The 24567-nt window shown below is 43.4% G+C and carries 29 protein-coding genes; 13 read left to right on the top strand and 16 right to left on the bottom strand.

The window, feature by feature from the left end; genetic code table 11:
- Positions 1-91: 91 nt before the first annotated feature.
- The 14 genes from pknB to FZ954_RS07670 all read right to left on the bottom strand — a co-directional run bounded on the left by pknB (position 92) and on the right by FZ954_RS07670 (position 15203).
- Positions 92-1969: a Stk1 family PASTA domain-containing Ser/Thr kinase gene (pknB, locus tag FZ954_RS07735; protein ID WP_148877949.1), complete on the bottom strand. Its 1878-nt coding sequence runs from the start codon at positions 1967-1969 to the stop codon at positions 92-94.
- Entirely contained in the window at positions 1966-2706 is a 741-nt protein-coding gene (locus FZ954_RS07730) for a Stp1/IreP family PP2C-type Ser/Thr phosphatase (protein ID WP_045498827.1), read from the bottom strand. Before FZ954_RS07730 ends, pknB begins: the two co-directional genes overlap by 4 nt.
- A gap of 18 nt (positions 2707-2724) precedes the next feature.
- Entirely contained in the window at positions 2725-4041 is a 1317-nt protein-coding gene (gene rsmB, locus FZ954_RS07725; RefSeq protein WP_187423347.1) for a 16S rRNA (cytosine(967)-C(5))-methyltransferase RsmB, read from the bottom strand.
- Positions 4031-4969: a methionyl-tRNA formyltransferase gene (gene fmt, locus FZ954_RS07720; protein ID WP_148877948.1), complete on the bottom strand. Its 939-nt coding sequence runs from the start codon at positions 4967-4969 to the stop codon at positions 4031-4033. Before fmt ends, rsmB begins: the two co-directional genes overlap by 11 nt.
- Positions 4970-5069: 100 nt before the next feature.
- The gene (locus FZ954_RS07715) at positions 5070-7475 is read right to left on the bottom strand and encodes a primosomal protein N' (protein ID WP_148877947.1); all 2406 of its coding nucleotides are present in this window, start codon (positions 7473-7475) and stop codon (positions 5070-5072) included.
- A 51-nt stretch (positions 7476-7526) separates the two neighbouring features.
- Positions 7527-7841, bottom strand: coding sequence for a DNA-directed RNA polymerase subunit omega (gene rpoZ / locus FZ954_RS07710; protein WP_005590937.1), 315 nt, complete (start codon positions 7839-7841; stop codon positions 7527-7529).
- Positions 7842-7867: 26 nt separating this feature from the next.
- Entirely contained in the window at positions 7868-8500 is a 633-nt protein-coding gene (gene gmk / locus FZ954_RS07705) for a guanylate kinase (protein ID WP_187423346.1), read from the bottom strand.
- Between the two features lie 104 nt (positions 8501-8604).
- On the bottom strand, positions 8605-9138 hold the full coding sequence (locus FZ954_RS07700; protein ID WP_148877946.1) for a DUF177 domain-containing protein: 534 nt from the start codon (positions 9136-9138) through the stop codon (positions 8605-8607).
- A gap of 145 nt (positions 9139-9283) precedes the next feature.
- Positions 9284-10669, bottom strand: a complete 1386-nt coding sequence (locus FZ954_RS07695; protein ID WP_187423345.1) for an amino acid permease — start codon at positions 10667-10669, stop codon at positions 9284-9286.
- 203 nt (positions 10670-10872) lie between these two features.
- A complete protein-coding gene (locus tag FZ954_RS07690) occupies positions 10873-11571 on the bottom strand; it encodes a 3-oxoacyl-ACP reductase (RefSeq protein ID WP_148877945.1) in 699 nt (232 codons plus the stop codon).
- Positions 11564-11800, bottom strand: coding sequence for a DUF2829 domain-containing protein (locus FZ954_RS07685; protein ID WP_002899859.1), 237 nt, complete (start codon positions 11798-11800; stop codon positions 11564-11566). The genes FZ954_RS07690 and FZ954_RS07685 overlap by 8 nt, the downstream gene beginning before the upstream one ends.
- A 95-nt stretch (positions 11801-11895) precedes the next feature.
- Complete coding sequence (locus FZ954_RS07680; RefSeq protein ID WP_148877944.1) at positions 11896-13041, bottom strand: site-specific integrase; 1146 nt, start codon at positions 13039-13041, stop codon at positions 11896-11898.
- A 234-nt stretch (positions 13042-13275) separates the two neighbouring features.
- Positions 13276-14271, bottom strand: a complete 996-nt coding sequence (locus FZ954_RS07675) for a virulence RhuM family protein (protein WP_148877943.1) — start codon at positions 14269-14271, stop codon at positions 13276-13278.
- Positions 14272-14582: 311 nt separating this feature from the next.
- A complete protein-coding gene (locus FZ954_RS07670) occupies positions 14583-15203 on the bottom strand; it encodes a helix-turn-helix domain-containing protein (protein ID WP_148877942.1) in 621 nt (206 codons plus the stop codon).
- A gap of 218 nt (positions 15204-15421) precedes the next feature.
- Here FZ954_RS07670 and FZ954_RS07665 point away from each other — a divergent pair, with 218 nt between their 5' ends.
- The 12 genes from FZ954_RS07665 (at position 15422) to FZ954_RS11960 (ending at position 22402) form a co-directional block, all read left to right on the top strand.
- On the top strand, positions 15422-15622 hold the full coding sequence (locus tag FZ954_RS07665; RefSeq protein ID WP_048766564.1) for a helix-turn-helix transcriptional regulator: 201 nt from the start codon (positions 15422-15424) through the stop codon (positions 15620-15622).
- A 19-nt stretch (positions 15623-15641) separates the two neighbouring features.
- Positions 15642-16049 (top strand): hypothetical protein, encoded by a 408-nt coding sequence (locus tag FZ954_RS07660; RefSeq protein WP_048766562.1) that lies wholly within the window; start codon positions 15642-15644, stop codon positions 16047-16049.
- A gap of 14 nt (positions 16050-16063) precedes the next feature.
- Positions 16064-16702 (top strand): Rha family transcriptional regulator, encoded by a 639-nt coding sequence (locus FZ954_RS07655; protein WP_148877941.1) that lies wholly within the window; start codon positions 16064-16066, stop codon positions 16700-16702.
- 282 nt (positions 16703-16984) lie between these two features.
- Positions 16985-17287 carry a hypothetical protein gene (locus tag FZ954_RS07650; protein ID WP_148877940.1) on the top strand — a complete coding sequence of 101 codons (303 nt, stop codon included), beginning with the start codon at positions 16985-16987 and terminating at the stop codon, positions 17285-17287.
- A 189-nt stretch (positions 17288-17476) separates the two neighbouring features.
- Positions 17477-17692, top strand: coding sequence for a hypothetical protein (locus FZ954_RS07645; protein ID WP_148877939.1), 216 nt, complete (start codon positions 17477-17479; stop codon positions 17690-17692).
- Positions 17679-18011, top strand: a complete 333-nt coding sequence (locus FZ954_RS07640; RefSeq protein WP_148877938.1) for a DNA-binding protein — start codon at positions 17679-17681, stop codon at positions 18009-18011. Before FZ954_RS07645 ends, FZ954_RS07640 begins: the two co-directional genes overlap by 14 nt.
- Positions 18004-18285, top strand: a complete 282-nt coding sequence (locus FZ954_RS07635; RefSeq protein WP_148877937.1) for an XRE family transcriptional regulator — start codon at positions 18004-18006, stop codon at positions 18283-18285. The genes FZ954_RS07640 and FZ954_RS07635 overlap by 8 nt, the downstream gene beginning before the upstream one ends.
- 134 nt (positions 18286-18419) lie before the next feature.
- Complete coding sequence (locus FZ954_RS07630; RefSeq protein WP_148877936.1) at positions 18420-19289, top strand: primase alpha helix C-terminal domain-containing protein; 870 nt, start codon at positions 18420-18422, stop codon at positions 19287-19289.
- Between the two features lie 19 nt (positions 19290-19308).
- On the top strand, positions 19309-20811 hold the full coding sequence (locus FZ954_RS07625) for a DNA primase family protein (protein WP_148877935.1): 1503 nt from the start codon (positions 19309-19311) through the stop codon (positions 20809-20811).
- Positions 20812-21147: 336 nt separating this feature from the next.
- The gene (locus tag FZ954_RS11755) at positions 21148-21324 is read left to right on the top strand and encodes a hypothetical protein (RefSeq protein WP_187423344.1); all 177 of its coding nucleotides are present in this window, start codon (positions 21148-21150) and stop codon (positions 21322-21324) included.
- An 11-nt stretch (positions 21325-21335) separates the two neighbouring features.
- Complete coding sequence (locus FZ954_RS07620) at positions 21336-21794, top strand: hypothetical protein (RefSeq protein WP_148877934.1); 459 nt, start codon at positions 21336-21338, stop codon at positions 21792-21794.
- 98 nt (positions 21795-21892) lie between these two features.
- On the top strand, positions 21893-22402 hold the full coding sequence (locus tag FZ954_RS11960) for a hypothetical protein (RefSeq protein ID WP_262366245.1): 510 nt from the start codon (positions 21893-21895) through the stop codon (positions 22400-22402).
- Between the two features lie 250 nt (positions 22403-22652).
- Here the strand turns inward: FZ954_RS11960 and FZ954_RS07610 are convergent, their stop codons facing one another.
- Both FZ954_RS07610 and mazE read right to left on the bottom strand, forming a co-directional pair.
- Positions 22653-23006, bottom strand: coding sequence for a type II toxin-antitoxin system PemK/MazF family toxin (locus FZ954_RS07610; RefSeq protein WP_148877932.1), 354 nt, complete (start codon positions 23004-23006; stop codon positions 22653-22655).
- Positions 22990-23205 carry a type II toxin-antitoxin system PemI/MazE family antitoxin gene (gene mazE, locus FZ954_RS07605; RefSeq protein WP_148877931.1) on the bottom strand — a complete coding sequence of 72 codons (216 nt, stop codon included), beginning with the start codon at positions 23203-23205 and terminating at the stop codon, positions 22990-22992. The genes FZ954_RS07610 and mazE overlap by 17 nt, the downstream gene beginning before the upstream one ends.
- Positions 23206-23338: 133 nt before the next feature.
- Between mazE and FZ954_RS07600 the strand changes: the two genes are divergently transcribed.
- The gene (locus FZ954_RS07600; RefSeq protein ID WP_148877930.1) at positions 23339-23773 is read left to right on the top strand and encodes a DUF1492 domain-containing protein; all 435 of its coding nucleotides are present in this window, start codon (positions 23339-23341) and stop codon (positions 23771-23773) included.
- Positions 23774-24567 lie beyond the last annotated feature (794 nt).

Genomic DNA, 24567 nt, shown 5'->3' with positions numbered 1-24567 from the left:
TAGCATAGTCTGCCTTGAAAATCAAGGGATATACTTCTAATTCTCTACAAAGTCTAAAATAGACTAGATAGGATAACTGTAGCTAGGCGCCTTATTGATGGTCCGTCGATGCTGTTGTAGAGCTGCTAGAAGAGCTAGAATGACTTTCACTCTCACTCGTGGTGCTGCTGGAAGGCGAAGACGACGATGAACGTTCGCTTGTACTAGAAGAACTTGTTACCGTACCGTCTGTCACGTAGAAAGTAATCTTGGTATTTGATTTCAATTTAATACCTTGACCAGCTGCTGGAGACTGGGCTGTCACCAAATCGGCTTGACTGGACTCCACGGAGCGATCAATCACTCGCTCAATACGAGACGAAGCGATTCCCATCTCTATCAGATAGGACCGTGCATAGGCATACGAAACTTGTAGATGACCAAAGTCCGGCATTGGAACAGTAGTCACTGTTTTAGCCACTGTCAGAGTAATCTGTTTATTGGACGTTACATCATAAGAAGAGCCTGCAGCTGGGGTTTGGCTGATGACCACTCCTTCTTCAGCATCAGAACTTTCTTCTTCTACAATCTTGATCAGCTTCTCAGGAATATTGTAAGTGCTTTTCAGATCTTCAATCGCCTCTGAGGACTTCTTACCTACATAACTTTCTACCGTAAAGGTTTTCGCCCCTTTGGAGACAATCAAATCCACTTTACTGTTTTCACGACGTTGACTATTAGCTGGTGGATCTGTCTTGATGATCTTACCTTCCGCCACTTTATCACTGTAGTCCTCCTTGATTTCTCCTACCTCAAGACCTTTAGCAGTAATAGTCGAACGGGCTTCTGCCACTGTTTGACCTGCTACATCTGGAACTGTAGTATTAGCAGGACTCTTGTAGATCAGAAAGAAGAAGGCTGCAAAAACTAAGAGAATAGCTAAGAACAGAACTTTGTATCTAGCTCTTAAATGACGTTTTTTCGGCTTTTTGACTGGAGCTTTCAAAACGGGGGCCTCTCTCTTCACATCAGCCGCAACTTTAGGAGCCACTACTTCTGCGACAGGACTTGGAGCTGACTGAGGAACTGGAGGAACTTTTGGCAAAGTTTTAGTATCTGCCTTGGCCCCATCATCAAAGACCAGTTTCTTTTCATTTCGACGGTCATAAGATAAGCTACTGGACAAATCAACATACATCTCTGCAACGGATTGATAGCGATCACTCAGCTTTTTAGCCGTTGCCTTAATGACCACATTTTCCAAGGCCTGAGGAACATTCGGATTTTCTGCGATGATTGAAGGCAGAGGTTTTTGGAAATGCTGCAAAGCGATCGTCACAGCACTATCTCCGTCATAAGGGATATGCCCTGTCAGCATCTCGTAGAAAATAATCCCCATGGCATAAATATCGCTCTGAACAGTGGCTTTGGAACCCCGTGCCTGCTCTGGCGAGAGATAATGCACCGAGCCCAGCATCGAATTGGTTTGAGTCAGACTGGTCTCAGCGAAAGCCACGGCAATCCCAAAATCTGTTACCTTAGCATCGCCATCTGGTGTCAAGAGGACATTTTGTGGTTTTAGATCACGGTGGACAATCCCGCGTGTATGCGCCAGGCGCATAGCCAGTAGGATTTGCCCCATGATTCTGACTGCTTCTTCGTTTGAAAGTGGAGAATTTTCTTTGATATAGCGCTTAAGGTCAAGCCCAGACACATATTCCATGGCCAAATATTGCTGACCATCTTCTTCTCCAATATCGGAAATCCGGACAATGTAAGGATGATCCAAGTCCGCCATTGCTTTGGCTTCTCTTTGGAAGCGGGCAACTGCAATAGGATCTGTCTGGTAATTGGTTCTAAGAACCTTTACAGCAACCTCTTCACCATCAAGTATCAGATCTCGGGCTAGATAGACATCTGCCATGCCTCCACGGCCAATCTGTTTGATGATTTTATATCGCCCGGCAAAGATCTTGCCGATTTGAATCATTCCTGTTCCTCCTTGTCAAAACGAACCAGAGCAACTGTGATATTATCCAGCCCTCCAGCATTGTTGGCAAAGCGAATTAAGGTTTCAGTTTTTTCAGATAGGCTGATATCGCTGGTGACAATATCATAAATTTCGCTGTCTGAAATCATATTGGTCAGACCGTCACTGTTGAGCAAAAGGTAATCACCATCTTCTAACGTGATCATACCGTAGTCAGGTTGCACTTCGTCTTTTTGACCGATAGATTGAGTGATAATATTCTTCTGCGGATGGCGTTCCGCCTCTTCTTGTGTAATCTGTCCAGCCTTGAGCAAAGCATTAACAAGTGAATGGTCACTAGTTAATTGGCTATATTCCTCACCACGAATCAAGCCAATGCGAGAATCACCAATATGAGCATAGATGGCTTGATTGTCGATGATAGCCAAGGCTTCTAGCGTTGTGCCCATGCCCTTGTATTCTTCGTCCTGACCAAATTGGTGGATACGCTGATTTTCTTGTTCCAAATGCTCTGCAAACCATTCACGGACTTGGTTCACTGAGTCAATCTGAGTATCAACCCATGCGGCACCCAGGTCTGTTACTGCCATTTCACTGGCAATGTTACCAGCTCTGTGACCACCCATACCATCAGCCAAGATAATCATGGTCTTGCCAGCCCGATTTACAAAAAGATTGGCATAATCCTGATTATTTGTCCGCTTTTGACCAACATCTGTTAATATTGAAATTTCCATACTGTCAGTTTCCTCCTCTTAGTCCGATATCTTCCTAAATTGACTGATAAAAAATCCATCGCTTCCGTATAATTCCGGCGTAATCAAAATACAGCCGTCTTTCACGATATCTTCTCTTTCATGTTCTAGTCTAACTTGCTCAAAATTTGGATGTCTTTCTAGAAATTTCTTAACTACTTCAAAATTCTCTGCAGACACAATCGTGCAAGTACTATAAGTTATTATACCACCTTTACGTAGACTTTGACAAACGCTGTCTAGTATATCCAGCTGAATTTTTTGTAAATTTTCAAAATCAGCGTTTTCTTTATTGTACTTAATGTCTGGTTTGCGACGAATCAAGCCGATGCCCGAGCAAGGAGCGTCCACCAGGATTTTATCGAAAGCATCTGGGCCAAAAGTCTCAAACACCTTGGTCGCATCCAGCTTTTGAGTTGTGATTTTATCCGCCAAGCCCAGTCTTTCTGCATTTTGGCGAATCAAGTCCAGCTTATGGTCGTAAAGATCCAAGGCTGTAATCTGACCAGTCGTCAGATAGGAAGCCATATGTACAGCCTTGCCACCCGGCGCACTGCAGGCGTCCAAAATCTGCTCATGTCCTTCAATCTGCAAAGTCGGAGCAACCAGCTGACTAGACTCGTCTTGAATAGTGATCAAGCCTTTTTCAAAGAACTCATGACCAGCAAAATGGCCTTGCTTCTTGACCAAGGCTGAAGGAGCTAAGAGCGAATCGTCCGCACCCAAAACTGCTTTAATTTCTTCCTTTCGGGCCAAATCCGTCACTCGGATGCTGGCCTTGTTGCGTTCAAAGAGACTAGCAAAGATGGCTTCCGCGCGTTCTTCCCCGTATTCGTCAATCAAAGCCTTGACCAGCCAGACCGGCAGAGAATACTGGACTGAGTAGCGCTTATTTTTGCGGTTGATAGTAGCCGGATCAGCTGCGCCTTCCCGCTCGATTTTCCGCAGGATGGCATTGACATATTTTTCACTGCCACGCTTGCGACCTTTGGCAATCTCAACAGCTTCATTGACGACAGCATGCTGGGGGATTTTATCCAGATAGAGCATCTGATAGAGGCTAAGCTGGAGCAAAATATAAAGCCATGCATCCAGCTTGTCTCTATCCTCCACCCAATGAGCTAGCTGCCATTCTAGAGTAATTTTGCGAGCGACCGTTCCATAGACCAGCTCCGTGACCAAGCTTTTATCAGCTGAACTGAGAGCACTCTGTTTCAGAGCCTTGTTGAGGGCAATATTGGAATAAGCTCCCTCTTCAAAGACTTCTTCCAGAATTTGCAGAGCAAGCTCTCGGGCTCTTTTTTGCTTACTTTCCAAATTCATCACCTACTGCTAAACTCCGACCCAGACCATTGAGAAAGTCCTTGATATCCATTTTGGGCTTGCCGAATGGCTGCACCGTCTTTAGAGAAAGGGCTCCCTGACCCGCTGCGACCACTAATTCTTTCTTGCTGATTGTTAAGATTTCACCTGGACGACCACTGCCTTCCACTTGGCTAACTTCGTAAATCTTGAAGCGCTGACCAGCTAGCAGGGTATGGGCCACAGGCCAAGGATTCATGCCCCGAACCTGATTGAAAATCTGACGACTGGTCTTTGTCCAATCAATCCGCTCTTGCTCTGGGCTGATATTCGGTGAAAAGGTCACCAGCTCTGGATCCTGAGGCTGGGTTTGAATCTCTCCCGCTACATAGGCTGGCAAGACTTCTAAAAGAAGATCGCGGCCAATCACAGCTAATTTTTCAAAGAGAGTTCCGACATTATCAGACTCTTCAATGGCTGTTGCTCGGCTAGCAATCATATCACCAGCATCCATCTCCTTGACCATCTCCATAATGGTCACACCCGCTTCTTGGTCGCCATTTATCAAGGCATAATGAATAGGCGCTCCGCCACGGTATTTGGGCAAGAGAGAGGCATGGACATTCACTGCGAAGTTAACGCTTTCCAGCAAGCGGCTAGGCAGAAATTGACCAAAGGCTGCTGTCACGATGCCGTCAGCTCCCAAGTTCATCATCTCTTCCAACTCAGCGCTTTTAGCTAACTTTTCTGGTTGGTAAACTGGCAAGCCGTTGGCTAAAGCTACTTCCTTGACTGGCGTCATACGGATTTCCTTTTTGCGACCCACCGCTCGGTCTGGTTGAGTGACCACTGCTAAAATCTCATATTGTTCGCTTTCCAGCAGGCCTTTTAAGACCGTTGCTGAAAAGTCAGGCGTTCCCATAAAAATTAATTTCACTGTCATTTCCTCAAATCTGTCGCAGAATCCCGTCAGCTGCGACTGTTTTTCTTTCTATTATATCAAAAAAGCGAGCAAAGCTGACAGCTCTCGCTCACTTTCGCCATCAGATAAAATTCTGGGGTTCATTATCAATACTGAGTCGCAGGTCCTTGTTTTCCGCTTGCTGCGTTAGTTCCAAGACCCGATTGAGCGTAGTTTGTAGGTCATCCTCAAAGCGATACTTCAGTAAAATCTGATAGTGGTATAGATTGTGGGTTCGAGCAATGGGCTTGGGTGTGGGACCCAAAATTTGCACCTTGTCCGATAAGCCACTCCGTAAAATATCCATAACTTGATAAGATTTCTTAACTACCGTTTCCTCATCCTTGTGGGATAGGGTCAACCCGACTGTATAGTAATAAGGCGGATAGCCCAACTGCCGACGAATTCCCATTTCATAAGCGTAAAAACCTTCGTAATCCTGCTTTCTGGCAAAGTCAATGGCATAGTGATGGGGGTTGTAAGACTGGATAAAGACTTGCCCAGCTTTTTCAGCCCGACCTGCCCGACCTGCTACCTGAGTCAGCAGCTGAAAGGTCCGCTCAGAAGAGCGAAAATCTGGCAAATTCAGAGCCGTGTCCGCATTGAGGACACCGACCAAGGTCACATTAGGAAAATCCAAGCCCTTGGCAATCATCTGAGTTCCCAGCAGAATGTCTGCCTGTCCCTGACCAAAGGCCTCCAGGATTTCTTCGTGACTCCCCTTTTTACGGGTCGTATCCACATCCATCCGCAGAATACGAGCCTCTGGAAAGAGGGTCGCCAGCTCATCATAGGCTTTCTGCGTTCCCGTACCATAGTAGCGGATGCTGCGACTGGCACAATTAGGACAGGTTGGTGGAATTTCTTTGGTAAAGCCACAGTAGTGGCAGTTCATGGTCTTGGTATCCATATGCAAGGTCAGAGAAATATCACAGTTGGGACAGGTGTCCACCGTGCCGCATTCCCGACACATGACAAAGCTGGAATAACCTCGCCTGTTGAGCATGAGAACCATCTGCTCACCCTTATCCAAACGATCCTGAATAGCTTCTAGCAGGACTGGAGTGAAATTACTAGCTTCATTTTGCCCGATATAATCTCGAAAGTCCACCACTTGAACCTGAGGAATCTGCGCCAGCGGATTGGCCCGCTTGGTCAACTGCAAAAAGTCATAAACGCCACGGCTTGCTCTGGCCCTGCTTTCCAAACTCGGAGTCGCCGAACCCAGCACCAAGACAGCTTGATTGTAGCGAGCTCGCAGGAGAGCCACCTCTCTGGCATGGTAGCGAGGATTGGAATCCTGCTTGTAGGAAGACTCATGCTCCTCGTCAATGATGATGGCTCCGATATTTGTCAGCGGAGCGAAGATGGCCGAACGAGCACCAACAACGACCTGAGCTTCTCCCCGCTCCACCTTGCGCCATTCATCGTACTTCTCACCGTCAGATAGACCGGAATGCAAAATAGCCACCTTGTCACCAAAGCGCGAAATAAAGCGATCGGTCACCTGAGGAGTCAAAGAAATTTCGGGCACCAGCATAATCGCAGTCTTTCCTTGACCTAGAGCCTCCTCAATCACCTTGAGATAAACCTCGGTCTTGCCACTCCCCGTCACTCCTTCTAGCAAAACGGGCTGAGCGTCAGCTTGGCCAATTTTTTTACAAATCGCTGCAACTGCAACTGCCTGCTCCTCATTGAGAACCAGCTTTTTATCCTGTCGCTCCTTTTGGAAATGCGCTGCAGACCGGCTGACCTCTCTCTCTTCTGTATGGAGAAGATCCTTTTCTAAGAAAATGCTGACCGCTGCAGGTGAAAAGAGTTTGCGTAAGTCTTTGAGGAGACCTGATTGCGGATTTTCCAGCAGATAAGTCTGAAGTTCCTGCTGCTTTTTCGCTCGGGCAGAAGGCAGGAACTGAGTCAATTTCTCTCTGTTCACATGATACCAGGTTTCTGTCTTGATATGCTTACGGTCCGTCGCTTGGTACTCCAAGCGAATCTTACCAGCCTGGGTCAAGCGCATGAGCTTAGACTGACTTTTCTTGTCCAGATCAGAAAAACGAAGACTAGCTTCCTGGCCAAAAATGGCCTGCCGCTCCTCAGAAGAAAGCTGCTCCGTTGGATAAAGCAACTTGTCATAGCTGGAATTAAGAAGACTCGGCAACATGGCCTTCAGAATGGAAATTTTATAGGAAAAGACAGACTGGCGCAATTGGTCAGCTAGCCAGAGCTGCTCCGCATTGAGAACCGGCCTAAAGTCAAGAACTTCAGCAATATCTTTCAATTCTCCGATATGACCAGCCAAATCTTCCGCTTTCTCATCAGCCAAGCCAACAATCAGCCCCTGAATCAACCGACCGCCCTTACCAAAAGGCACATGCACTCGCATCCCAGCTTCTAGCATCCCAGAAAACTCCTCTGGAACCGCATAGCTGTACGGTTTATCCGTCTGCATCAGAGGAACATCGACAATAATCTTGGCAACTTTCACACTCTCACCCCGCTTTCCCTAAATGAAAAATAAGATTGAGTAACCCCAACCTTAAATTTTCTCACCCTCTTCTTTTTCTTTGGCAATTTGTTCTTTGATCTTGCGCTCTTCTTCTTCTTTACGCAAACGTTCTTCTTCCGCACGTCGGCGAACTGCTTCGCGTTTTCCTTCTGGATCTGGGTGAATCACAACATTACCAGATTCAATTTCTTCCAAAGCACGTAGCGTTGATTTCACTGATTTAAAATCTTGAGTTGGCTTAGCGCCAGCTTCTAGCTCATGGGCACGCTTAGCTTCTAAGATAACCAAAGAATATTTTGACGGCACCTTGTCTAACAAGGTATCAATAGACGGTTTTAACATCATAACTATTTACCTAATTTCTAACTTTATTAACGAACAACTGCTTCATCCTTAGGAAGCATGTCTTGGTAGTGACCGATGACTCGGTCCACACGAAAATGCTCGGCTTCAATCACACGTTTTACACGTTCAGCTGCCAAAGGCACTTGGTCATTGACAATAGCGTAGTCATATTCCCGCATCAAGGCAATTTCTTCTTTTGCTTTCTCAATCCGCTGAGCAATCACTTCTGCACTGTCTGTGCCACGACCAACCAAACGGTCTTGCAACTCTTCCAAGTCTGGCGGAGTCAGAAAGATAAACACCGCATCGGGCACTTTTTTCTTGACTTGTAGAGCTCCTTGGACTTCGATTTCCAAGAAAACATCTATCCCCTTATCCAAGGTCTCATTGACATAAGTGAGTGGAGTCCCGTAATAATTGCCGACATACTCTGCATACTCGAGCATCTGCCCTTGACGGATCAACTCCTCAAACTCTTCACGAGTGCGAAAGAAATAATCAACACCATCAACTTCTCCAGGACGCTGCGGACGAGTCGTCATAGATACAGAATACTGAAACTGATTGTCCGTACTCTCAAAAATTTCCCGTCTTACTGTCCCTTTTCCAACGCCTGAGGGGCCAGAAAAGACAATTAACAAGCCTCGTTCTGTCATCATATCTCCTTCACAGTCTTTCTATCTAGTGTAACAAAATTGCGCTCATATTTCAAGAAGATTCAAATAGATTTCCTTGATAATCCTCCACTAGATTTTAGACGCTTTTATTCATCAAATAAACCTTGAAGGCTGGCGAAAGGACTATTGGCTTCTTTCTTCTCCATTTGCTGCTTTTGATAGTCTTCCTCCGTCAGCACCTGCCAGTCATTTCCCGTAGGCATACTCGCACCGGCTTCCTCTTCAGGAGTCAAAACTTTCAGCGGAATATGAAGCAAAATATTGTCCGCCACACTGGCTGCCAGATCGATCACATCTCCCTCAAATGGTAGAACCAAATCATCTTCCAGCAAATCTTTTTGCACAGAGCCATCTTCGACAGAAGCAAAGACTTCATGAACCGTGTAGGCTTCCTCCCTATCAACTGGAGCCATACTGCGACTAGAAGCTAGGGTAATTTTGTAGGTCAAGGTGTAATCCAAAAAATAAAGCCCATTTTCATACTGAGCCTGACCTCTAGCCACGATCTTCCAGATATCTAACACTTCACGATTACGCTCTTGTAGCTCTTGCGCCAAATCAAATTCTTGGTCGAACTGCAAGCCGCCAGCATTCTTCTTGATTTCTTGAATATTTAACATTTCAGCCTCGTTTTACATTATTTCTTTTTTCATTATATCATTTTCTCGGCCAAATACCTATACCCCAAACAGCCAATGAAACAACTAAAAAGAAAATCTCTCAGCCAGCTGGACTGAGAGAAAATACATTTCTCCTAAAAAGGGATTATTTTCGGAATTTGAACTGGCTGTAAAGACCAAAGACGACGATCCAAACAGCTGAACCGATCGCTCCCACCACCGTTGACTCTTGTAAGAAAAGAGTGACAAAGACAAAGGCAAAGAAGAGCATGGTCAAAGGATTGAGAAACTTGTAAGCTGGCATGAGATAACCATCTGCCATAAAATCTGGTGACTTACGATACTTAAGGTGGGCCAACATAGTCAGACCATAGATAGCGATGTAGACACCAGATGAAGAAGCTGTAATCAGGGCAAAGGAATCTGACACTCCCGGCAGAATCTTGATGAAGGCCGCAAAGGCAATGGTAGCCGCCGAAGCCAAAATCGCATTCTGCGGAACATTTTGCCGAGATAGCTTCTCAGCTCCTATTTTCTCAAGAAAAGGATTGGGCGTATCGTGGGCAATCTGATACAAATGGCGGCCTGTTGAGTAGAGGGTCGAGTTCAGTGCAGAGGCCGCTGAGGTCAGAACCACGAAGTTAATCAAGGCCGCCGCCCATTTGAGACCAGCTAACTTAAAAACAATAACAAAGGGAGAGTCAGCCGTTGCCAGTTTTTCCCAAGGAATGATGGCCATAATGGCAAGGAGGGAACCCCCGTAAAACAAGACAATCCGCAAAGGAATTTCTTTGATGGCCTTTGGCAAGACTGCCCGTGGATTAGCCGTTTCAGAAGTGGTAATCCCGATAAATTCAATGGCCTGATAGGCAAAGAAGACCATCTGGAAAGCCATGACAAAACTTACAAATCCATTAGGGAAAAGCTGAAAACCTCGACCAATATTCCCAAGACTAGCTACTCCGTGAGGCGTTTTAAAGCCTGTCAATACCATAAAGACAGCCGTTGCAATCAAAGCAATGATGGCTACAATCTTTATCATAGCAAACCAAAATTCGACCTCGCCGAAAACTCGAACCGCTATCAGATTGACCAAGCTAAGAAGAGCTAGAAAGACAAGCTGAATCATCCAAGCTGGCCAGTCAGGAAACCAGTACTGCACATACTGGGCAACAGCCGTAATCTCAGCCATTCCGATAAAAATCAGAGAAATCCAGTAGGACCAGCCGGAAAAATACCCCCAGCCAGTTCCCAAATATTTGGTAATAAAGTTAATAAAGGTATGCTGGTCAGGGTCGTAGTAAAGCATTTCCCCAATCGCCCGCATCATCAGATACATGAAAAGGCCCGTCAGCATGTAAATCAAGATAATGGATGGACCCGTCAGGCTAATCGAGCGTCCCGCCCCCAAGAAAAGCCCCGTACCAATGGTTCCAGCAATGGCTATAATCTGAACATGCCGATTCTGTAAGCCGCGTTTCATCCCGTTCTTTTCTGTTTTCTCGTTGTTTTTCAACTCATTTTCACTCATTCAATCATTTCCTTTCACAAATCGCTTTATTGTATCACAATTCAGACAATTCTGCTAGAAATTCTTTTATTTTTATCTATAAAAGTTAGAAAAAATATTTATTTTTATGCTAAGACCTGTTAATCTTCATCCGATACTCTTAAATTTATCTTCTCTTTTGTAGTAGATTACCACGGATGATGTCCCCAAACTCAGTAGATCTACTATTTCAAACTCCAGCCGCCGTCGATTTTGATAATCTCGCCCTGCATAGCAGCTGCCTGGCCACTGGCTAGAAAGAGGCTGACATCAGCTACTTCTTGAGGATCCAGCCAGCGCTTGATAGGCGTTTCCTCAGCAACCCAGTCTGCCAGTCCGCCTGGCTCAAAATCTGCAGCAGTCATAGCTGTCTTGACAGCGCCCGGCGCCAAGCCAAATACTTGGATATTTTTATCCGCATAGTCTAAGGCTATCTGCTTGGTCAGGCCAGCCAGAGCATGCTTAGAGGCTGTATAGGTAGCACCACCACCGCCAGCCAGAAAACTAGCAATCGAGCACATATTAATGATGATACCAGACTTTTTCTCCAGCATTTTCTGCAGGTAAAAGCGAGTGATTTTCATAGTCGCGGTCAGATTGAGTGCAAAAATCTGCTCCCAGTCCTCGTCACTGGTCTCGTGCAGGGGACGATAATCGTCCAAAATACCTGCTGTATTGCAGAGAATATCCACCTCGGGCAAGCTAGTAAAGAGTGGTGTCAAATCCCCTGTCAAATCCATCTTGACAAAACGTAGCTCATTTAGAAAGCCAGGATTTTCGGCCTTATCTACTCCATAAACGCGGTAGCCATTTTCTAAAAAGGTCAGAGCCTGAGCTCGGCCGATGCCAGAGCTAGCTCCCGTCACCAGTACTGTCTTAGTCATCCACTTCTACCCAATCTGTCGCGAGGACATCACAGGGAGTCGGACTCCACATGGAGAAGCCCTCCCCTTCGCCTGAAACATTGATGAGGAAATAAGGTGTCACCTCGAGAGCCACCCCATTCTGCTCAATCGTGTCAAAGAGCTGGACGTAGTTCTCTGCCCCACCCCAGCCTGTACGCACATATTTTTTCTTGGCCTTAAGGCCTGGTAAAATTTCTTCAAATGTCATGGTTTTCTCCTTTATCGTCTATAAACCTTGATTTGATAAGGTTTGTGAACCTCTGAAATGAGGTGGTTTTTAAATTTGTTCACCTTTTTGTGGACTTACAGGTCATTTATGGCTTTTTCGTAGTATGAAACAGCCTCTTTTTCTTTGTCTTTGGATAGGTGACTGTAGATGTCCATGGTCATAGCCAAGGTAGCATGGCCTAACCGGTATTGTAATTCTTTATAGCTGATACCAGCGTTGAGCAATAAACTAGCGTGAGTATGGCGGAAGGCGTGGAAGGTAAAGCGGGGTATTCCAATTTCTTTGCAGCGCCGATCCAGGGAATCTTGCCTTGTGGCCATATTCTGATATTCCTTAGTCGGGATAGCAAATACTACAGACGGAGCACGCGCCCCATCTTCTACGAATAATTGCCGCTGCCTATTTTTGTAGAGCTTCAGCATATTGACTGTTTTCCGGTCAATACTAATCACTCTGATTCCTGCTTTACTTTTAGGCGGGCCTACTAGATCCACCAGCCTATTATAATTCTTTGATATGCTGATGGTCGCATTCTCCAAGTCAATATCAGACCACTCCAGAGCCACTGCTTCACCAAAGCGACAGCCAGTCGCAAGCAGTAGGCTATACAGCACATAATCAAAATAATGACTGTATTTTTTAAATGCCAGCTTCTCCATATAGCCTAAAAGAGACTTTAAGTCCTCCGGAGCGATAAACCTGATTGCTTTATTCTCACGCTTTGGCTTCCTGGGCAGGATAATATCCCTCGCTGGGTTGAATGGCAAGAGCTGCAGCGAAACACCATATTTTAAGATACGGCTATTTATTGAGTGAACCACACCAAAGTGAACCAAGCGGCTTGATAAGTCATTGATGAAACTTTGGATATAACTAGCGGCCAGCTTATCCAGTTTCATCTTTCCAAAGACTGGGATTAGGTGGCTATTCACCATTCTTTCTGTCGCTATGAAGGTTTGTGGTTTGACAGTCAGCCGGTAACTTTCTAGCCATAACTCAGCCAATTCTTGATAATTCTTCACCCGTACAGTTTTATGAACAGTTGACCCGTTCGCTTTAAAGTCAAGCTGCGCGTGCTGGGCTTTGCTCTTGACCTCTTTTCTTGTCCGTCCCGTGATACTGGTCTTTACTTTCTTCCCTGTTACCTGATCCACTCCCAGATAGACACTTGCGCGGTACACGTTGCTACCGTCTTTCTTTTTGACTTCTGTTATTTTCATGATATACCTTTCCATCAGCAGGCAAGCTGTTATTAAAAAGATTTTAGATTGAATTAGGTTTATATCATGCTAGGAGTTACGAGAACCCCTCTATTTTTGATTTTAACGAGTTGAACGGTCAAATTATACCAGAAAAGAAAACACGCGCTTAAATGGGCTTATATTGCGTTTTAAAATGTGGCATGTTTTGGGTGAATAATCTAGGTCAAAAAATGAGATTGAGAGGATATCAGATTATTTATCTGATAGGTGCTTGATTTGTTTTTCGAAGTCCGAGTTTATCTTTTGGGTTTTGTTAAACAGTTGATACTCTGCTTTTGCTTTATCTTTCGCAGCCTTGGAAGTGATCTTCCCATGACCTTCTAAAACATCGTATTCTTGGAAAGTCAAAAATCGGTCAATACTTTGGGCTAGTTGCTGCATTGTCTGAGCTTTTCGCTGTTCAATTTGCCTTTCCAGGTAATCAAAATAGCTAGAGATTCCTCTTTCAAGGGAACGGATTTGTTTTTCTGTTAGGTAATTCTTTGCTATTTGGGTATCTGATTGTAGTATGCGACCGTCAGGGGAGTTTTTCCATGTAGTAAGTCCCATGTTGTCTTTTGTATGGTCTGCTTTCGTATAGATGATTTCCGCAGCAGTTTGGCCAGTAATTGCATAATGGAACTTATTCTGTACATCCGCATAGAATTGTTTAGTCAACGTACTTTGTGGGTCATAGTCGATAGAGATTTCAGCAAAAATATCTGTAATCTGTAACCATATACGGCGCTCACTAGCCCGGATAGAGCGCACGCGCTCCAAGAGCTCACGGAAATAGTCTTTTTCCAGCAAGTTCTCGCCTTGCTTCAGGCGCTCATCATCCATAGCGAAGCCTTTTATCATGTACTCACGAAGTACCGAAGTAGCCCACTGTCTAAACCTCGTAGCTTTTTGGGAATTGACACGGTACCCTACAGAGATAATGGCATCAAGATTGTAAAAATCAACTTGACGGACAACTTTACGACTACCCTCTATTTGAACTGTTTCCATTTTGGAAATAGTTGCTTTTTCTTCTAATTCGCCCTCTTCAAAGATATTTTTTAGGTGTTTACTGATTGCAGGAACACCGACATCAAAAAGTCTGGCCATTTCTTTCTGACTAGCCCAAATCGTTTCGCCTTTGATGATAACACTAGCTGTCTCGTTATCGTTGTCAGCGGTATAGATCAAGAATTGTAATTCGTTCATGAGTTCCTTTCTAAAAAAGTATAAGCAGTTGAGTTATGAGCCTAGTATGGCGTTGAACTCCGAGCGAACGCCGAGAGAACACGCGCAGAATATGAAAACATGAATTTTTGAAGACTCCAAAAGCTAGAAAAGCCAGTATTTATAAGCCTTTCAACAGTTTTTAGTTAAATGGTTTTATGTTGACAAAAGTTGACATTTTATCTATCTGAAAAAAATGACTTTGTAAACACCGTGGCGCGTGGTATGCTTTTGATCGCTTTTTAATTTTCTCTATATATGATATGCTTTACCCTTGACCAATGGTAACCTTACTAATCTAGGTAGTCGCGTTCGCCATATGCTGATTGCAAGACTTTCAAGAGTTTTTCGCTTTTTTCTTTTGTTCTGGTTTCTTCAGAGATATATCCGCGAATTTGCTCATCTAAATCATTTCTAGCAAATTCATCACCGAAAATAAATGAGTAATCATCGATTATTTGTTTGGCTTCGTCATTATCAGAAAAAATTAAATTGGTAAACTGTATGCCTCTTGGTGTGGAATTATTAAGATTGGCAGCCTGCACCATAGAGTACAGAGATAAAATTTCTTCATCACTGACAAAGATAGTGTTATCACGGAAAAATGTAATGAAGTCTTTAAACATCTTTTCCTGGAGCTTTTTGTTAGAACGTTCCAAAGAGTAAGTTAAAATCATCCCCTTTTCAGGCTCTACTACAACTTCATCGTCATATATTTCAGAATCATCAATATACCCCAGCAGATATCCAACGCTTACTCCGAAGTAGTCAGCTAGTTGCTGGGCTTTTTCTGGTTTGATTTGGCTTTCTCCGTTCTCCATTCGTTGGAATGACCTTAAAGAAAATCCCAAAGTTTCAGCTATTTCTTTTTGAGATAGCTTTTTTCCTTGTCTTAATTCTTTCAATCTATTCATGCTTTATCACACCTTTCACAGATGATTATAACCCTATGTTTAAAAAAAGTCAAAAAGTGACGTAAAAAAATCAAAAAAACTATTGACAACGTCTAAAAACGACGTTATAATAAAAACCAAGCTTGGCATACGTCACAAAATGACGTCAAGCATCCCCTCCAACCTTTCACACTTTCAATCTATGCATGGAGGGGGGTTTTTTAGAAAGGAGCAAATCTATGAGCAAATTACGAGGCTACCGAGTTATGATGGGACTGACTCAGCAACAAATGGCAAACAAACTAAAAATTTCTTTGCAGTCATACAATAACAAAGAATTAGGTAAAACGCCATTTAATGACAGAGAACGCCTAGCGATTAAGTCAATGGTTGCAAAAATCAAACCAGATATAACCATAGATGAACTATTTTATAGCTAGAAAGGTAGACAGGCAAACAATGGAAAAACAAGTATTCACTCAGGAATTGCTGAGAAGCATACAGGAGAAAAATGGAATCATCACCCTAGACTTGATACTGGAGGCTTTACCAACCTGGTCAGAGAAAGACGTTAAAGCTCGTTTATCTGGCTGGCGTTATCGTAAAGTGATTGATTACAAAGTAGAGGACGGTTATTTCAGCGAAATCACTCTTCTCCGTAGCAAAAAGGAAGCGCTAGAGGAAGTCACGGCTGGTCAACGGCTGAAGATGGACTTGTACTTTAGGCAAGTTTTGGCATTGACTGGAATTATTGAATCCAATACAAGCAAGGACAATGACAAGACTAAGGCAGTGGAATTGCAGCAGAAAGCAATGCGTGCTATACCAGACGACATATACAAAGAGTTGTCAGAAGTTTATGAGTAGAAAGGAGCCAAACCATGAACCTAGTATACATGGACGGTAAGAAAGAGCCGTATACAACCCACGAAATAGTGGCAGAACATGCTGAAATAGAAATAAATTCAGTAAGAAAACTAATTGATAAGCACAAAGAAGATTTAGAAACCTTCGGGGTTTTGTCATTTGAAATCCATAAACCTGAAAAAGGATCATTAGGCGGACGGCCTAGAAAAATCTATCGCTTAAACGAACAGCAAGCGACTTTATTAGTGACTTATCTAGGGAATACCCGACCCGTTAGAAACTTCAAGACAAATCTAGTCAAAGCATTCTTTGAAATGCGGGACGAGCTAACAAAGTTTAAGCTACAGCGTGCTTTAGAGAAGCCAAAACGTAAAACTTTGCATGACAGCATAGAAAGCTGGAAGGAAGCTCCCAAGCACGCGCATAGCACTATCACAAATCTTTTGCTAAAAGGTACTAGCGGCATGAATAAAAAGCAACTGACGGCAGCGCGTGGCGGTCTGACAGGGATCGATAGCCTGACCAGTACCGAGCTTGTCAGATACCAAGCCTTGGAAGATATGGCTATCGCTATGATTAACCTAGGCATGACCTATCAGGATATTAAGTCCATGGTCTTCAGACAAAAAGAAAACGCACCACAAGGCGCGTGAGAGCAACAAAAAAGGCTTACCGAGACCAATCAGCAAAGCCTTTCACACTATCACTAAAACATAATAAACAAGCAGGCAAGCTGTTATTAAAAGGGTTTTAGTAAAGATTTATACCTAGATTATAGCATATCTAGGACACTTTGACCATACGGAGAGCGCCAACTCTTAAAACTGGTATCACCCCACGCTCAAATTTTGGTCGAGGAGAGCGTGAGGAAATCTAGTATAAGAAATAACCATTCAAAAAAACTCTAATTACATAAAAAGATCGAGGTAAATACCATGAAAAAACAAGACCAAAATCAAACAGTTGCTCTGACAGTTAAGCAAATCAAAGAACAAGGCCGACGTGCTACAAACATTATGACGAGAGTAGATACTCTAAAAGGATATGCTAACAGTCTTATGCTAGCCATGAACAGCGAGCCAGACAGAACTATTCTATTGAGCTGCCTAAATAACTTTCTAAGCCAGGTATATGACCAGATGGATGTAATGTATCGGGAACTAGACGCTGTGGCATATCAGCTACTGGAATGTGACAATCCAGAAGAACTAAAAGCCTATCTAAGCACGAAAGGATAAAAAAACAGAGGGAGTTATTAAAATGAGCGAGCTACTAGGTGCAATTTTAACACTACTACTTTTCTTTCTAGCTGGCGTATGTGCCGAGCTGTTTCACTCCTGGGCTATTGCTTACAGACGCCGAGGATATATCACCAAACGGCAACTCAGAAAGATGGAAAAATGGCTTGAAACAATGGAGGGCAGAGGATGACGGATAAAACAAATGATATTCTAGTGGACTATGAAGGGCTTTGCGGAGAGTTAAAGGACATTCTGGAGGTTTTAGAATTAGCTAGTACAGAGGACGGGCAGAGAACTTTTCCCCTACTCCATACAGCTAACCACGCTCTAAAACAACTCATCTCAGAACACGACGCCCTAGCTGAGAAATACCGAAAGGAGGGCGGCCATGACGGAGCTTGAAGAAAGAATTTTAAGACTGATACCAGTAGGGGCGGACGAGCCACGCGCAGGGCGAGATATTGCCAATGTACTAGGACTGGAGATGAGAGCCTTACGAGATCATATTCTCCGGCTTATCGTTTGCTATGGTATTCCCATTGTGGCCAAACGTGGGGCAAGTAACGGCTACTATATCCCTGCTAATGATACCGAACGCCTAGCAGGTATCAGGGAGCTAAAGGCTCAGTATGACACAGAGGGAAGGCGTCTAGATGTGCTTATTAAAGCTGATCTAGAAAGCTATAAAGAGCTGCTGAAGGGAGCTGATCAGAATGTTTAGTCTCAGCAAAGAAAGTGAATATGAGCTAACTCATGGCGTTCTGGAGCTTGTGGAGAACTATCTAGAAGCGCGTGAGAAGACCAAACCACGCTTGACAGGGTTAATTTCAGCCCAGCAAGCCATGGACGAACTGGACATAAAATATAAGACACTGCAACGGTGGGAAAAGGCTGGGCTAAGACGATACAAGCCACCGCTAGAGGACGCTAGAAAAGTGTATTACAGGGTTAGCGAACTTTTAAAATTTTTGGGGGTGGAAAATGGCAAGGTATAACGTACACCCCGCACAAGGCGGCGGTAAATATCATGATATGAAAATTTATAAAGATAGGCAGCCTAAACCTCTTACACACGAGGAACAAAAACGCTTAAAACGCCTGAAAAAGAAACGGAGAAAGGGGCGATAGGATGGCCATCTACGAAAGCCGAGGATTTGGATCACTAGTCCGGCCATATAAAGGCAAGTTAGAGCCGTTTGAGTATGTCGCACAGTTTAAACCCATGGCGGTCCCAGAGGGTGCAGATATCGAGGAATACAAACGAACTGTAGCGCCCTACTGCTTAAGTGGAAAAATAATTGCAGAAAAAAACGGCAGCTATCGCAGAAATAATCAAAGTTTAATTTATCGGGATTTGATTTTCCTTGATTATGATGAGATTAAGGGAACAACTGAGAGCTTCATAGGAGCTGTTTCTAACGCCTTGTTTGGCATCTCCTATATTTTGTATCCCACCATAAAACACACCACAGAAAACCCCCGTTATCGGCTTGTGGTGAAGCCTAGCGGTGTGATGAATGAGGCTACCTATAAGCAGGTAGTGAAGGAGATTGCTGACAAGATAGGGATCCCCTTTGACATGGCTAGTCTAACCTGGTCACAACTCCAAGGGTTACCGGTAACAACTGGAGAACCAGCAGAATATCAAAAAATTGTCGAGCACGGTCTAGATTATCCAGTACCACAGGGGAGTACTGAACCACTCAACAAAAAAACCACTACTGCTGCTCCTTACACCCCCAGAACAAACGGACAACGCTCTATCACTATGAGGGTCATAGACACCCTTTTCAATGGTCTTGGTGACAAGGGCGGACGGAATGTAGCACTCACGCGCTTTGTAGGACTGCTCTTTAATAAGTGGGTGGATTGTGACATAGAAACAGCTTACGAATTGGCAAATATAGCTAACAGCGTGACGCCTGACCCGTTGCCTATCGAGGAGCTAGACCGTACTTTTACCAGTATAGCTAGAGCAGAATTTAGAAAGAGAGGGTAGAACCATAGAACTAGAAGAATTGGAAAACCTAAAAAGTGAAATCTTAGAGGTTAGAGAGAAAGAGCAACCCCCTAGGACGATGAAGGAGCTTGAAAATCGTATCTTTCGGGCTGGTGAAGAATGGCGGGCAGAACATACTGAAACAAAGGTAAACGAGTCCACAGGGGACGTTACCGAGAAGGTAGCCATGCCCCAAACCTTCACCGTTGCTAAAATACTAAGCGATATTGTCACGTTTACTTTTATCAGTAAAAGCAACATAGCAGACTATAGCCTACTCTATATCTATGATTTAGACGAGGGTATCTATACCGCTAGTAATGACTTGTTTAACCTATTCTGTAAGACTTTTGACGTGAGAATTAAGCCTAGAGAGTGGCCACAGATTAAGTTAATGGTTAGGACATTGACCAAGATTAAGAAACCGCTGGAGAGTGCTAACCTTGTCCCCGTCAAGAATGGCATTATTGACCTAAGAACTAAGGAGCTACTATCATTTAGCCCTGACTATGTCATTACAAGCAAGATCAGTACAGCCTACCACGCGCCTACACGAGTTCCGACCGATAGGGAAGGAAAGACATTTGACGATTGGTTAAACTCAATCGCTTGTAATGATACTGAACTGGTAACACTGTTTTGGCAGATTATCCTAGAGGCTATCAATCCTAACCACACCCGAAACAAATTCGCAATCTTCTACGGGGACGGTAACAATGGTAAAGGGACATTTCAGCGCTTCCTTATCAATCTGATAGGAGAAAGCAATGTATCAGCATTGAAGCCCGCCCAGTTTGCTGAAAAGCATAACTTGGAAACGCTAGTAGGCAAAGTTTGCAATATTGGAGACGAAGCCCCAAACGAATACTTAAAAAATCCGTCTGATCTAATGAGTATCACTAGCGGGGACACCGTGCTAGTTAATCCAAAAGGGCGGCCAGCTTTTGAGGCTACTTTTAAGCTCTTTAATATTTTTTCGGGCAACTATATCCCCAACGGAGGCAACAAGACTAAAGGCTGGTATCGTCGAATTATGATCGTCCCTTTTAACGCTGACTTTAACGGGGAAAAGGAAAAGCCTTGGATAAAAAACGAGTTTTTAGCAAATAAGGACGTCCTAGAATATGCCTTATACAAAGCTATCAATCAAGAGCCATTTACTCACTTTATCGAACCTCAAGCAGTCAAAGACCTGTTAGAAGAATACCAAGAGGATAATGACTACTTACTTTCATGGGTTAAGCATGAATACATGGAAAAAGGTTGGCATGAGCTGGACGTAGTGCCTGTTTTTATAATGACCAGATCTCTGAAACATTATGCTGAAGATATGGGAATACCTAAGCCAAATGTTTACGGGGCAGGAAAAGAGACGATAAGACACTTACAACAGTTAACACCTAATAAGTATCAACTTAAAAAAGCTCGTGTTAGGATTGAAGATTTTGACAAACTAGATCCGTTGGAGTTTGAGAGACCGAAACTGGGGCGAGTAAATCACGCTATAACTAAAAAAGAATAATGTTGACCTTCTCATAATGCTCTAAACCATTGATACGACTGGGTTTTTACAAAATTTGTTGACCTTCTTGTTGACCTTGCTTTGAAGAAGGTCAACATCTTAAAGCCTTGATACTACTAATTTTATGTCCTTTATGTTGACCTTGTTACCTTCTTTTTAACTCTCTATATAGAGAAAAAAGCAGTATTTATATATAAGGGATAAGGACTTCAAAAGAAGGTCAACATGGTAACAAAACGACCTAAAGCCTTGTGGCAGTAAGGCTAAAGTATGTTACCTAGAAGGTAACAAAATCACTAAAGAAGGTAACAAATTGAAGAAAAGGAGCTAAAAAAAATGAAAATCAAGATATTTTATCAGCAACAGAAGCAAAGCCTGCAGGAATTCGAAGCTCAAATCAATAACTTTATGGCAAGTGTTGAAGTTGTGGATGTAAAATGCACTGAAGCAACTGAGGGTGACGATGAGAATTTGAGTGCAACATTGGGGCTACTGGTCCTATATAAAGAATAAGGAGGAAGCCTATGACAGAACCAACATACTTTGAACAAGCAGATCAGGAACTGGAGGAACTCAATCGCAAACGTGACGATTTTATGACCGATACAACACCGGTAGAACTTGCAGATACGCTTAAACTGATTGAACTAGGTGAGAAGCTCCGGACAGAAGACACCAGCATAAATGCCTATGAGTTATACAGACACCCTGAAGCGCGTGCAAAGTTATTCGCCCAAATCGCGGAAGCCTGCTTCTTGCTGATTGCAGATAGTTCACCAGTACCAGTGCAGCCAACACAAGCCCAGCGGATCCATTTTTGCGAGTACCTGGAAGGGCAGTTTCAGAATATCATTAAGAAGTTAGTCGCAAGCACAGACAAGCAAGCCCTGGAGTCTTTACTTGAAGCCCTGCAACTGCCCAAAGAAAAACAGGCTCAGTTTGTACGTGATGTGGTAGTAAGCGGCTTACTCAGTGAAGAATAGCAGCAAAGGGGGATTGCCTCTTTTTGTGGTTTCATTGCTACTGAACCCAATCAATTTGGGTTTTTCTATATAGGGGTATTTTTGAACGAATGGAAACTATAAAATCAATAGCCATAGAGACATTTATAAAGCCTATGAAAATCAACAATATCTCTCATGGTATAGCTAAATTAGACAGCAAAAAACTAGAAATAGACTTAGATAATTTATGGATCACCCTTGGCAAAGACTACTTTGATTTAGATAGAATACCAGGGACTAAGGGAGGCTATCGCTACTTCTTTCTATGTCCTATCTGCAGCAAGCGGTGCAGAATACTCCTTAAGCGACATATACTTTATGGTTGCGGATCATGCCAGAAAATACACAAATCAACCCTGAACCGCAGTAAGACAGATTGCCAATACTATTGGGAGAGAGCACTGAGAGAGGCTAGAAAGGTAGAGCCGGGCTGGAGTCCTAAACGTGTCGGATATATGTTTGACGCTTTTCCTGAACGACCTAAGTATATGAAACGCGCAAGGTATTATAAGCACTACCAAAAATTCCTGAACTATACTAGAAAAGGTGACAGTCTTTGGCTGACTGGTTTGGGTAGATTGAGGTAGCTTCTCGGCAACTAAACGGAATAGCTAAAGCTCTAAAAAATACCAGTTTTTAGGTTATGCTGCGCGTGATCAAAGCCGAGCGAACATAGAGAAAATGCAAAATATCCCTTGTCATTTATCAAGCAGAGAAGGAACAAATATCTCGCCTTATCTGTTTACAACATGCTTTCAAACATGGACAATTATGGACATAACCCGCCAGTCGTCTAAAATACAAAAAGCCAAGGCGCTCCGCCTCAGCTTGATCGATTTATGCTTCAAAGATGAAGTTATAGAGTTGAACAACCTTCTGAAAGCTCGGTGTGTCCATGGTGGTAATTTTTTGCGCCTGGCGTTCTCTAAAGTCGAAGGTGTAAAGCTGGAGCGGATTTACTGAGCCGTCTACCTCAGAGGACAGGACAGGAACCAGCAAGCCTAGCTTTTCTAGTTTCTTCTGGCCATGCGTGACAGGGCAGACGGCAACGAAACCCGTGCGTTCTGAGTATTCCTTTCGAGATACCACCACGGCAGGGCGGCGCTTCTGGATCTCACGCCCGACAGATGGATCAAAGTCTATCCAGATGATATCCTGCTTTTCTGGGATATAGTTAGATTTCACTGTCAAGTAGTCTCACCCCTTCAAAGTCATTTTCCATACGGAGATCAGCCGCTTCAGCGAATGGGTCTGCAATCTTTGGAGCTAGGACAATCACATTATCAGCACCCTTGTAAACGACCATTTCTTGACCTTCTGGGACATCTAGCGCCTTGGGAATGGTCACAGTCAGAGAGTTCCCAACTTTACGGGTTTTTACTGTATTCATTTCTTTTCTCCTTTGCTTGTATATATCAAGTATATACCGAAAAAGAGAGAAAAGCAAGCAAAAAGCCAGCCTTGCGACTGACTCCTTGGTATAGATTAGATAGATTTATTATACCACAAGAGGAGGCTAAGGCATGACACCAGAGCAAGTAAAAGCAAAGTTAGAAGGTATTAGATGGTTAGATAAAGAGATTCAGAGTTTGCAGTTAGAACTTCAGTATCTAGAACAAGGTCTATTTAAAAAATCAACTCTGACACAAACCAAAGTCCAGACTAGTAGAGTGAACAATACAGAGAATGAACTTGTCTATGTTTTGAAGTTGAAAGAAGATATACAAGAGAGACTTTCCAATCTAATCAATGAACGTTTAGAAACTTCTAAACTCATTGACAAGCTGAGCGATCCTCTTGAAAGGTCAGTATTGCGGATGTTCTATGTCAATCACTTGGAAATATGGAATATCGAAGACAAGATAGAAAAGTCAAAAACTACAATTTACAGGATAAAGAGTTCAGGAATAAAGAAGCTTGCTAAGCTCATGGATGATAGAGCTTCTAAACTTACTTAGCAAAGCAGCTTCTTCCGCTACTTGCCTTTTGGCCAAATGCTTCAGGCTATCACTTATACTGTTCAACATTCGGAAACTACCCCCCTATTTTTTTGAACGGGGCTACATTGTTTCGGTTTTAAAGGACGCGGCCTTTTCTGTACGAAAAATTCCCTTTTTGAAAATTTTAAAGCAGAAAGAAATGCGGTATTATTAGGCTTTTAAGTTGATTTTTTAGCTATAAGGCTACCCATTGACTAAGGATATTTATAAAAACTAACAAGTTCTTACACATTCCACCAGTTATCGTGAGGACGAAGCTACGCATGATCGAGCCGAGAGTGAACCAAGAAAGATTTTCATTTTTTAATTGAACAAGGAGCGAACAAAGAGAACTGCAAATATCGAGAGTAATAAAAGATTAATAATATCAAAGGCAGGGGCTATGGGCCTACCCTCTACTCTTTACGGCCTTCACACCAGCACTATACATTTTTTCACGGGACAATTAAGAAAAGGAGTGTACTTTTTACGGCCGATATGGACATAAGGATAAGAATAATTCTTCACAGATTTAGATTAAGAGGAAATATGATATAATCAAGATATAAAGGATAGAGGTTGAAAAGTATCCGCCTCCAACGCGCCACTTAGCTAGTGGGTCGAGAAATGCGGGCGACATTCGGCGGTCCCGCCTATCCTTCCTTATAGCCAAGCCCTTAGAAACAAATCTGAGGGCTTTTGTGAGGCTGAAACCTTAAACGAGGCAATTTATAACGCCAGTGAGGTGCTAGAAGTTCCTACAATTATGTTTG

Source organism: Streptococcus sp. Marseille-P7375 (assembly GCF_902460365.1).
In the GTDB taxonomy this organism is placed as follows: Bacteria; Bacillota; Bacilli; order Lactobacillales; family Streptococcaceae; genus Streptococcus; species Streptococcus cristatus_I.
This window is presented reverse-complemented; position numbering and strand designations above follow the sequence as displayed.

Excerpts from the sequence above, each read along its gene's own strand:
- FZ954_RS07700 (WP_148877946.1), bottom strand. The coding sequence starts at position 9,138 with ATGTTAAATATTCAAGAAATCAAGAAGAATGCTGGCGGCTTGCAGTTC.
- FZ954_RS11755 (WP_187423344.1), top strand. The coding sequence starts at position 21,148 with ATGAAAATCAAGATATTTTATCAGCAACAGAAGCAAAGCCTGCAGGAA.
- FZ954_RS07695 (WP_187423345.1), bottom strand. The coding sequence starts at position 10,669 with ATGAGTGAAAATGAGTTGAAAAACAACGAGAAAACAGAAAAGAACGGG.
- FZ954_RS07660 (WP_048766562.1), top strand. The coding sequence starts at position 15,642 with ATGGAAAAACAAGTATTCACTCAGGAATTGCTGAGAAGCATACAGGAG.
- FZ954_RS07620 (WP_148877934.1), top strand. The coding sequence starts at position 21,336 with ATGACAGAACCAACATACTTTGAACAAGCAGATCAGGAACTGGAGGAA.
- FZ954_RS07675 (WP_148877943.1), bottom strand. The coding sequence starts at position 14,271 with ATGAACGAATTACAATTCTTGATCTATACCGCTGACAACGATAACGAG.
- rpoZ (WP_005590937.1), bottom strand. The coding sequence starts at position 7,841 with ATGATGTTAAAACCGTCTATTGATACCTTGTTAGACAAGGTGCCGTCA.
- fmt (WP_148877948.1), bottom strand. The coding sequence starts at position 4,969 with ATGACAGTGAAATTAATTTTTATGGGAACGCCTGACTTTTCAGCAACG.
- FZ954_RS07685 (WP_002899859.1), bottom strand. The coding sequence starts at position 11,800 with ATGACATTTGAAGAAATTTTACCAGGCCTTAAGGCCAAGAAAAAATAT.
- FZ954_RS07665 (WP_048766564.1), top strand. The coding sequence starts at position 15,422 with ATGAGCAAATTACGAGGCTACCGAGTTATGATGGGACTGACTCAGCAA.
- FZ954_RS07600 (WP_148877930.1), top strand. The coding sequence starts at position 23,339 with ATGACACCAGAGCAAGTAAAAGCAAAGTTAGAAGGTATTAGATGGTTA.
- FZ954_RS07650 (WP_148877940.1), top strand. The coding sequence starts at position 16,985 with ATGAAAAAACAAGACCAAAATCAAACAGTTGCTCTGACAGTTAAGCAA.
- FZ954_RS07640 (WP_148877938.1), top strand. The coding sequence starts at position 17,679 with ATGACGGAGCTTGAAGAAAGAATTTTAAGACTGATACCAGTAGGGGCG.
- FZ954_RS07630 (WP_148877936.1), top strand. The coding sequence starts at position 18,420 with ATGGCCATCTACGAAAGCCGAGGATTTGGATCACTAGTCCGGCCATAT.
- FZ954_RS07730 (WP_045498827.1), bottom strand. The coding sequence starts at position 2,706 with ATGGAAATTTCAATATTAACAGATGTTGGTCAAAAGCGGACAAATAAT.
- FZ954_RS07680 (WP_148877944.1), bottom strand. The coding sequence starts at position 13,041 with ATGAAAATAACAGAAGTCAAAAAGAAAGACGGTAGCAACGTGTACCGC.
- gmk (WP_187423346.1), bottom strand. The coding sequence starts at position 8,500 with ATGATGACAGAACGAGGCTTGTTAATTGTCTTTTCTGGCCCCTCAGGC.
- FZ954_RS07670 (WP_148877942.1), bottom strand. The coding sequence starts at position 15,203 with ATGAATAGATTGAAAGAATTAAGACAAGGAAAAAAGCTATCTCAAAAA.
- FZ954_RS07635 (WP_148877937.1), top strand. The coding sequence starts at position 18,004 with ATGTTTAGTCTCAGCAAAGAAAGTGAATATGAGCTAACTCATGGCGTT.
- mazE (WP_148877931.1), bottom strand. The coding sequence starts at position 23,205 with ATGAATACAGTAAAAACCCGTAAAGTTGGGAACTCTCTGACTGTGACC.
- FZ954_RS07655 (WP_148877941.1), top strand. The coding sequence starts at position 16,064 with ATGAACCTAGTATACATGGACGGTAAGAAAGAGCCGTATACAACCCAC.
- pknB (WP_148877949.1), bottom strand. The coding sequence starts at position 1,969 with ATGATTCAAATCGGCAAGATCTTTGCCGGGCGATATAAAATCATCAAA.
- FZ954_RS07645 (WP_148877939.1), top strand. The coding sequence starts at position 17,477 with ATGACGGATAAAACAAATGATATTCTAGTGGACTATGAAGGGCTTTGC.
- FZ954_RS07690 (WP_148877945.1), bottom strand. The coding sequence starts at position 11,571 with ATGACTAAGACAGTACTGGTGACGGGAGCTAGCTCTGGCATCGGCCGA.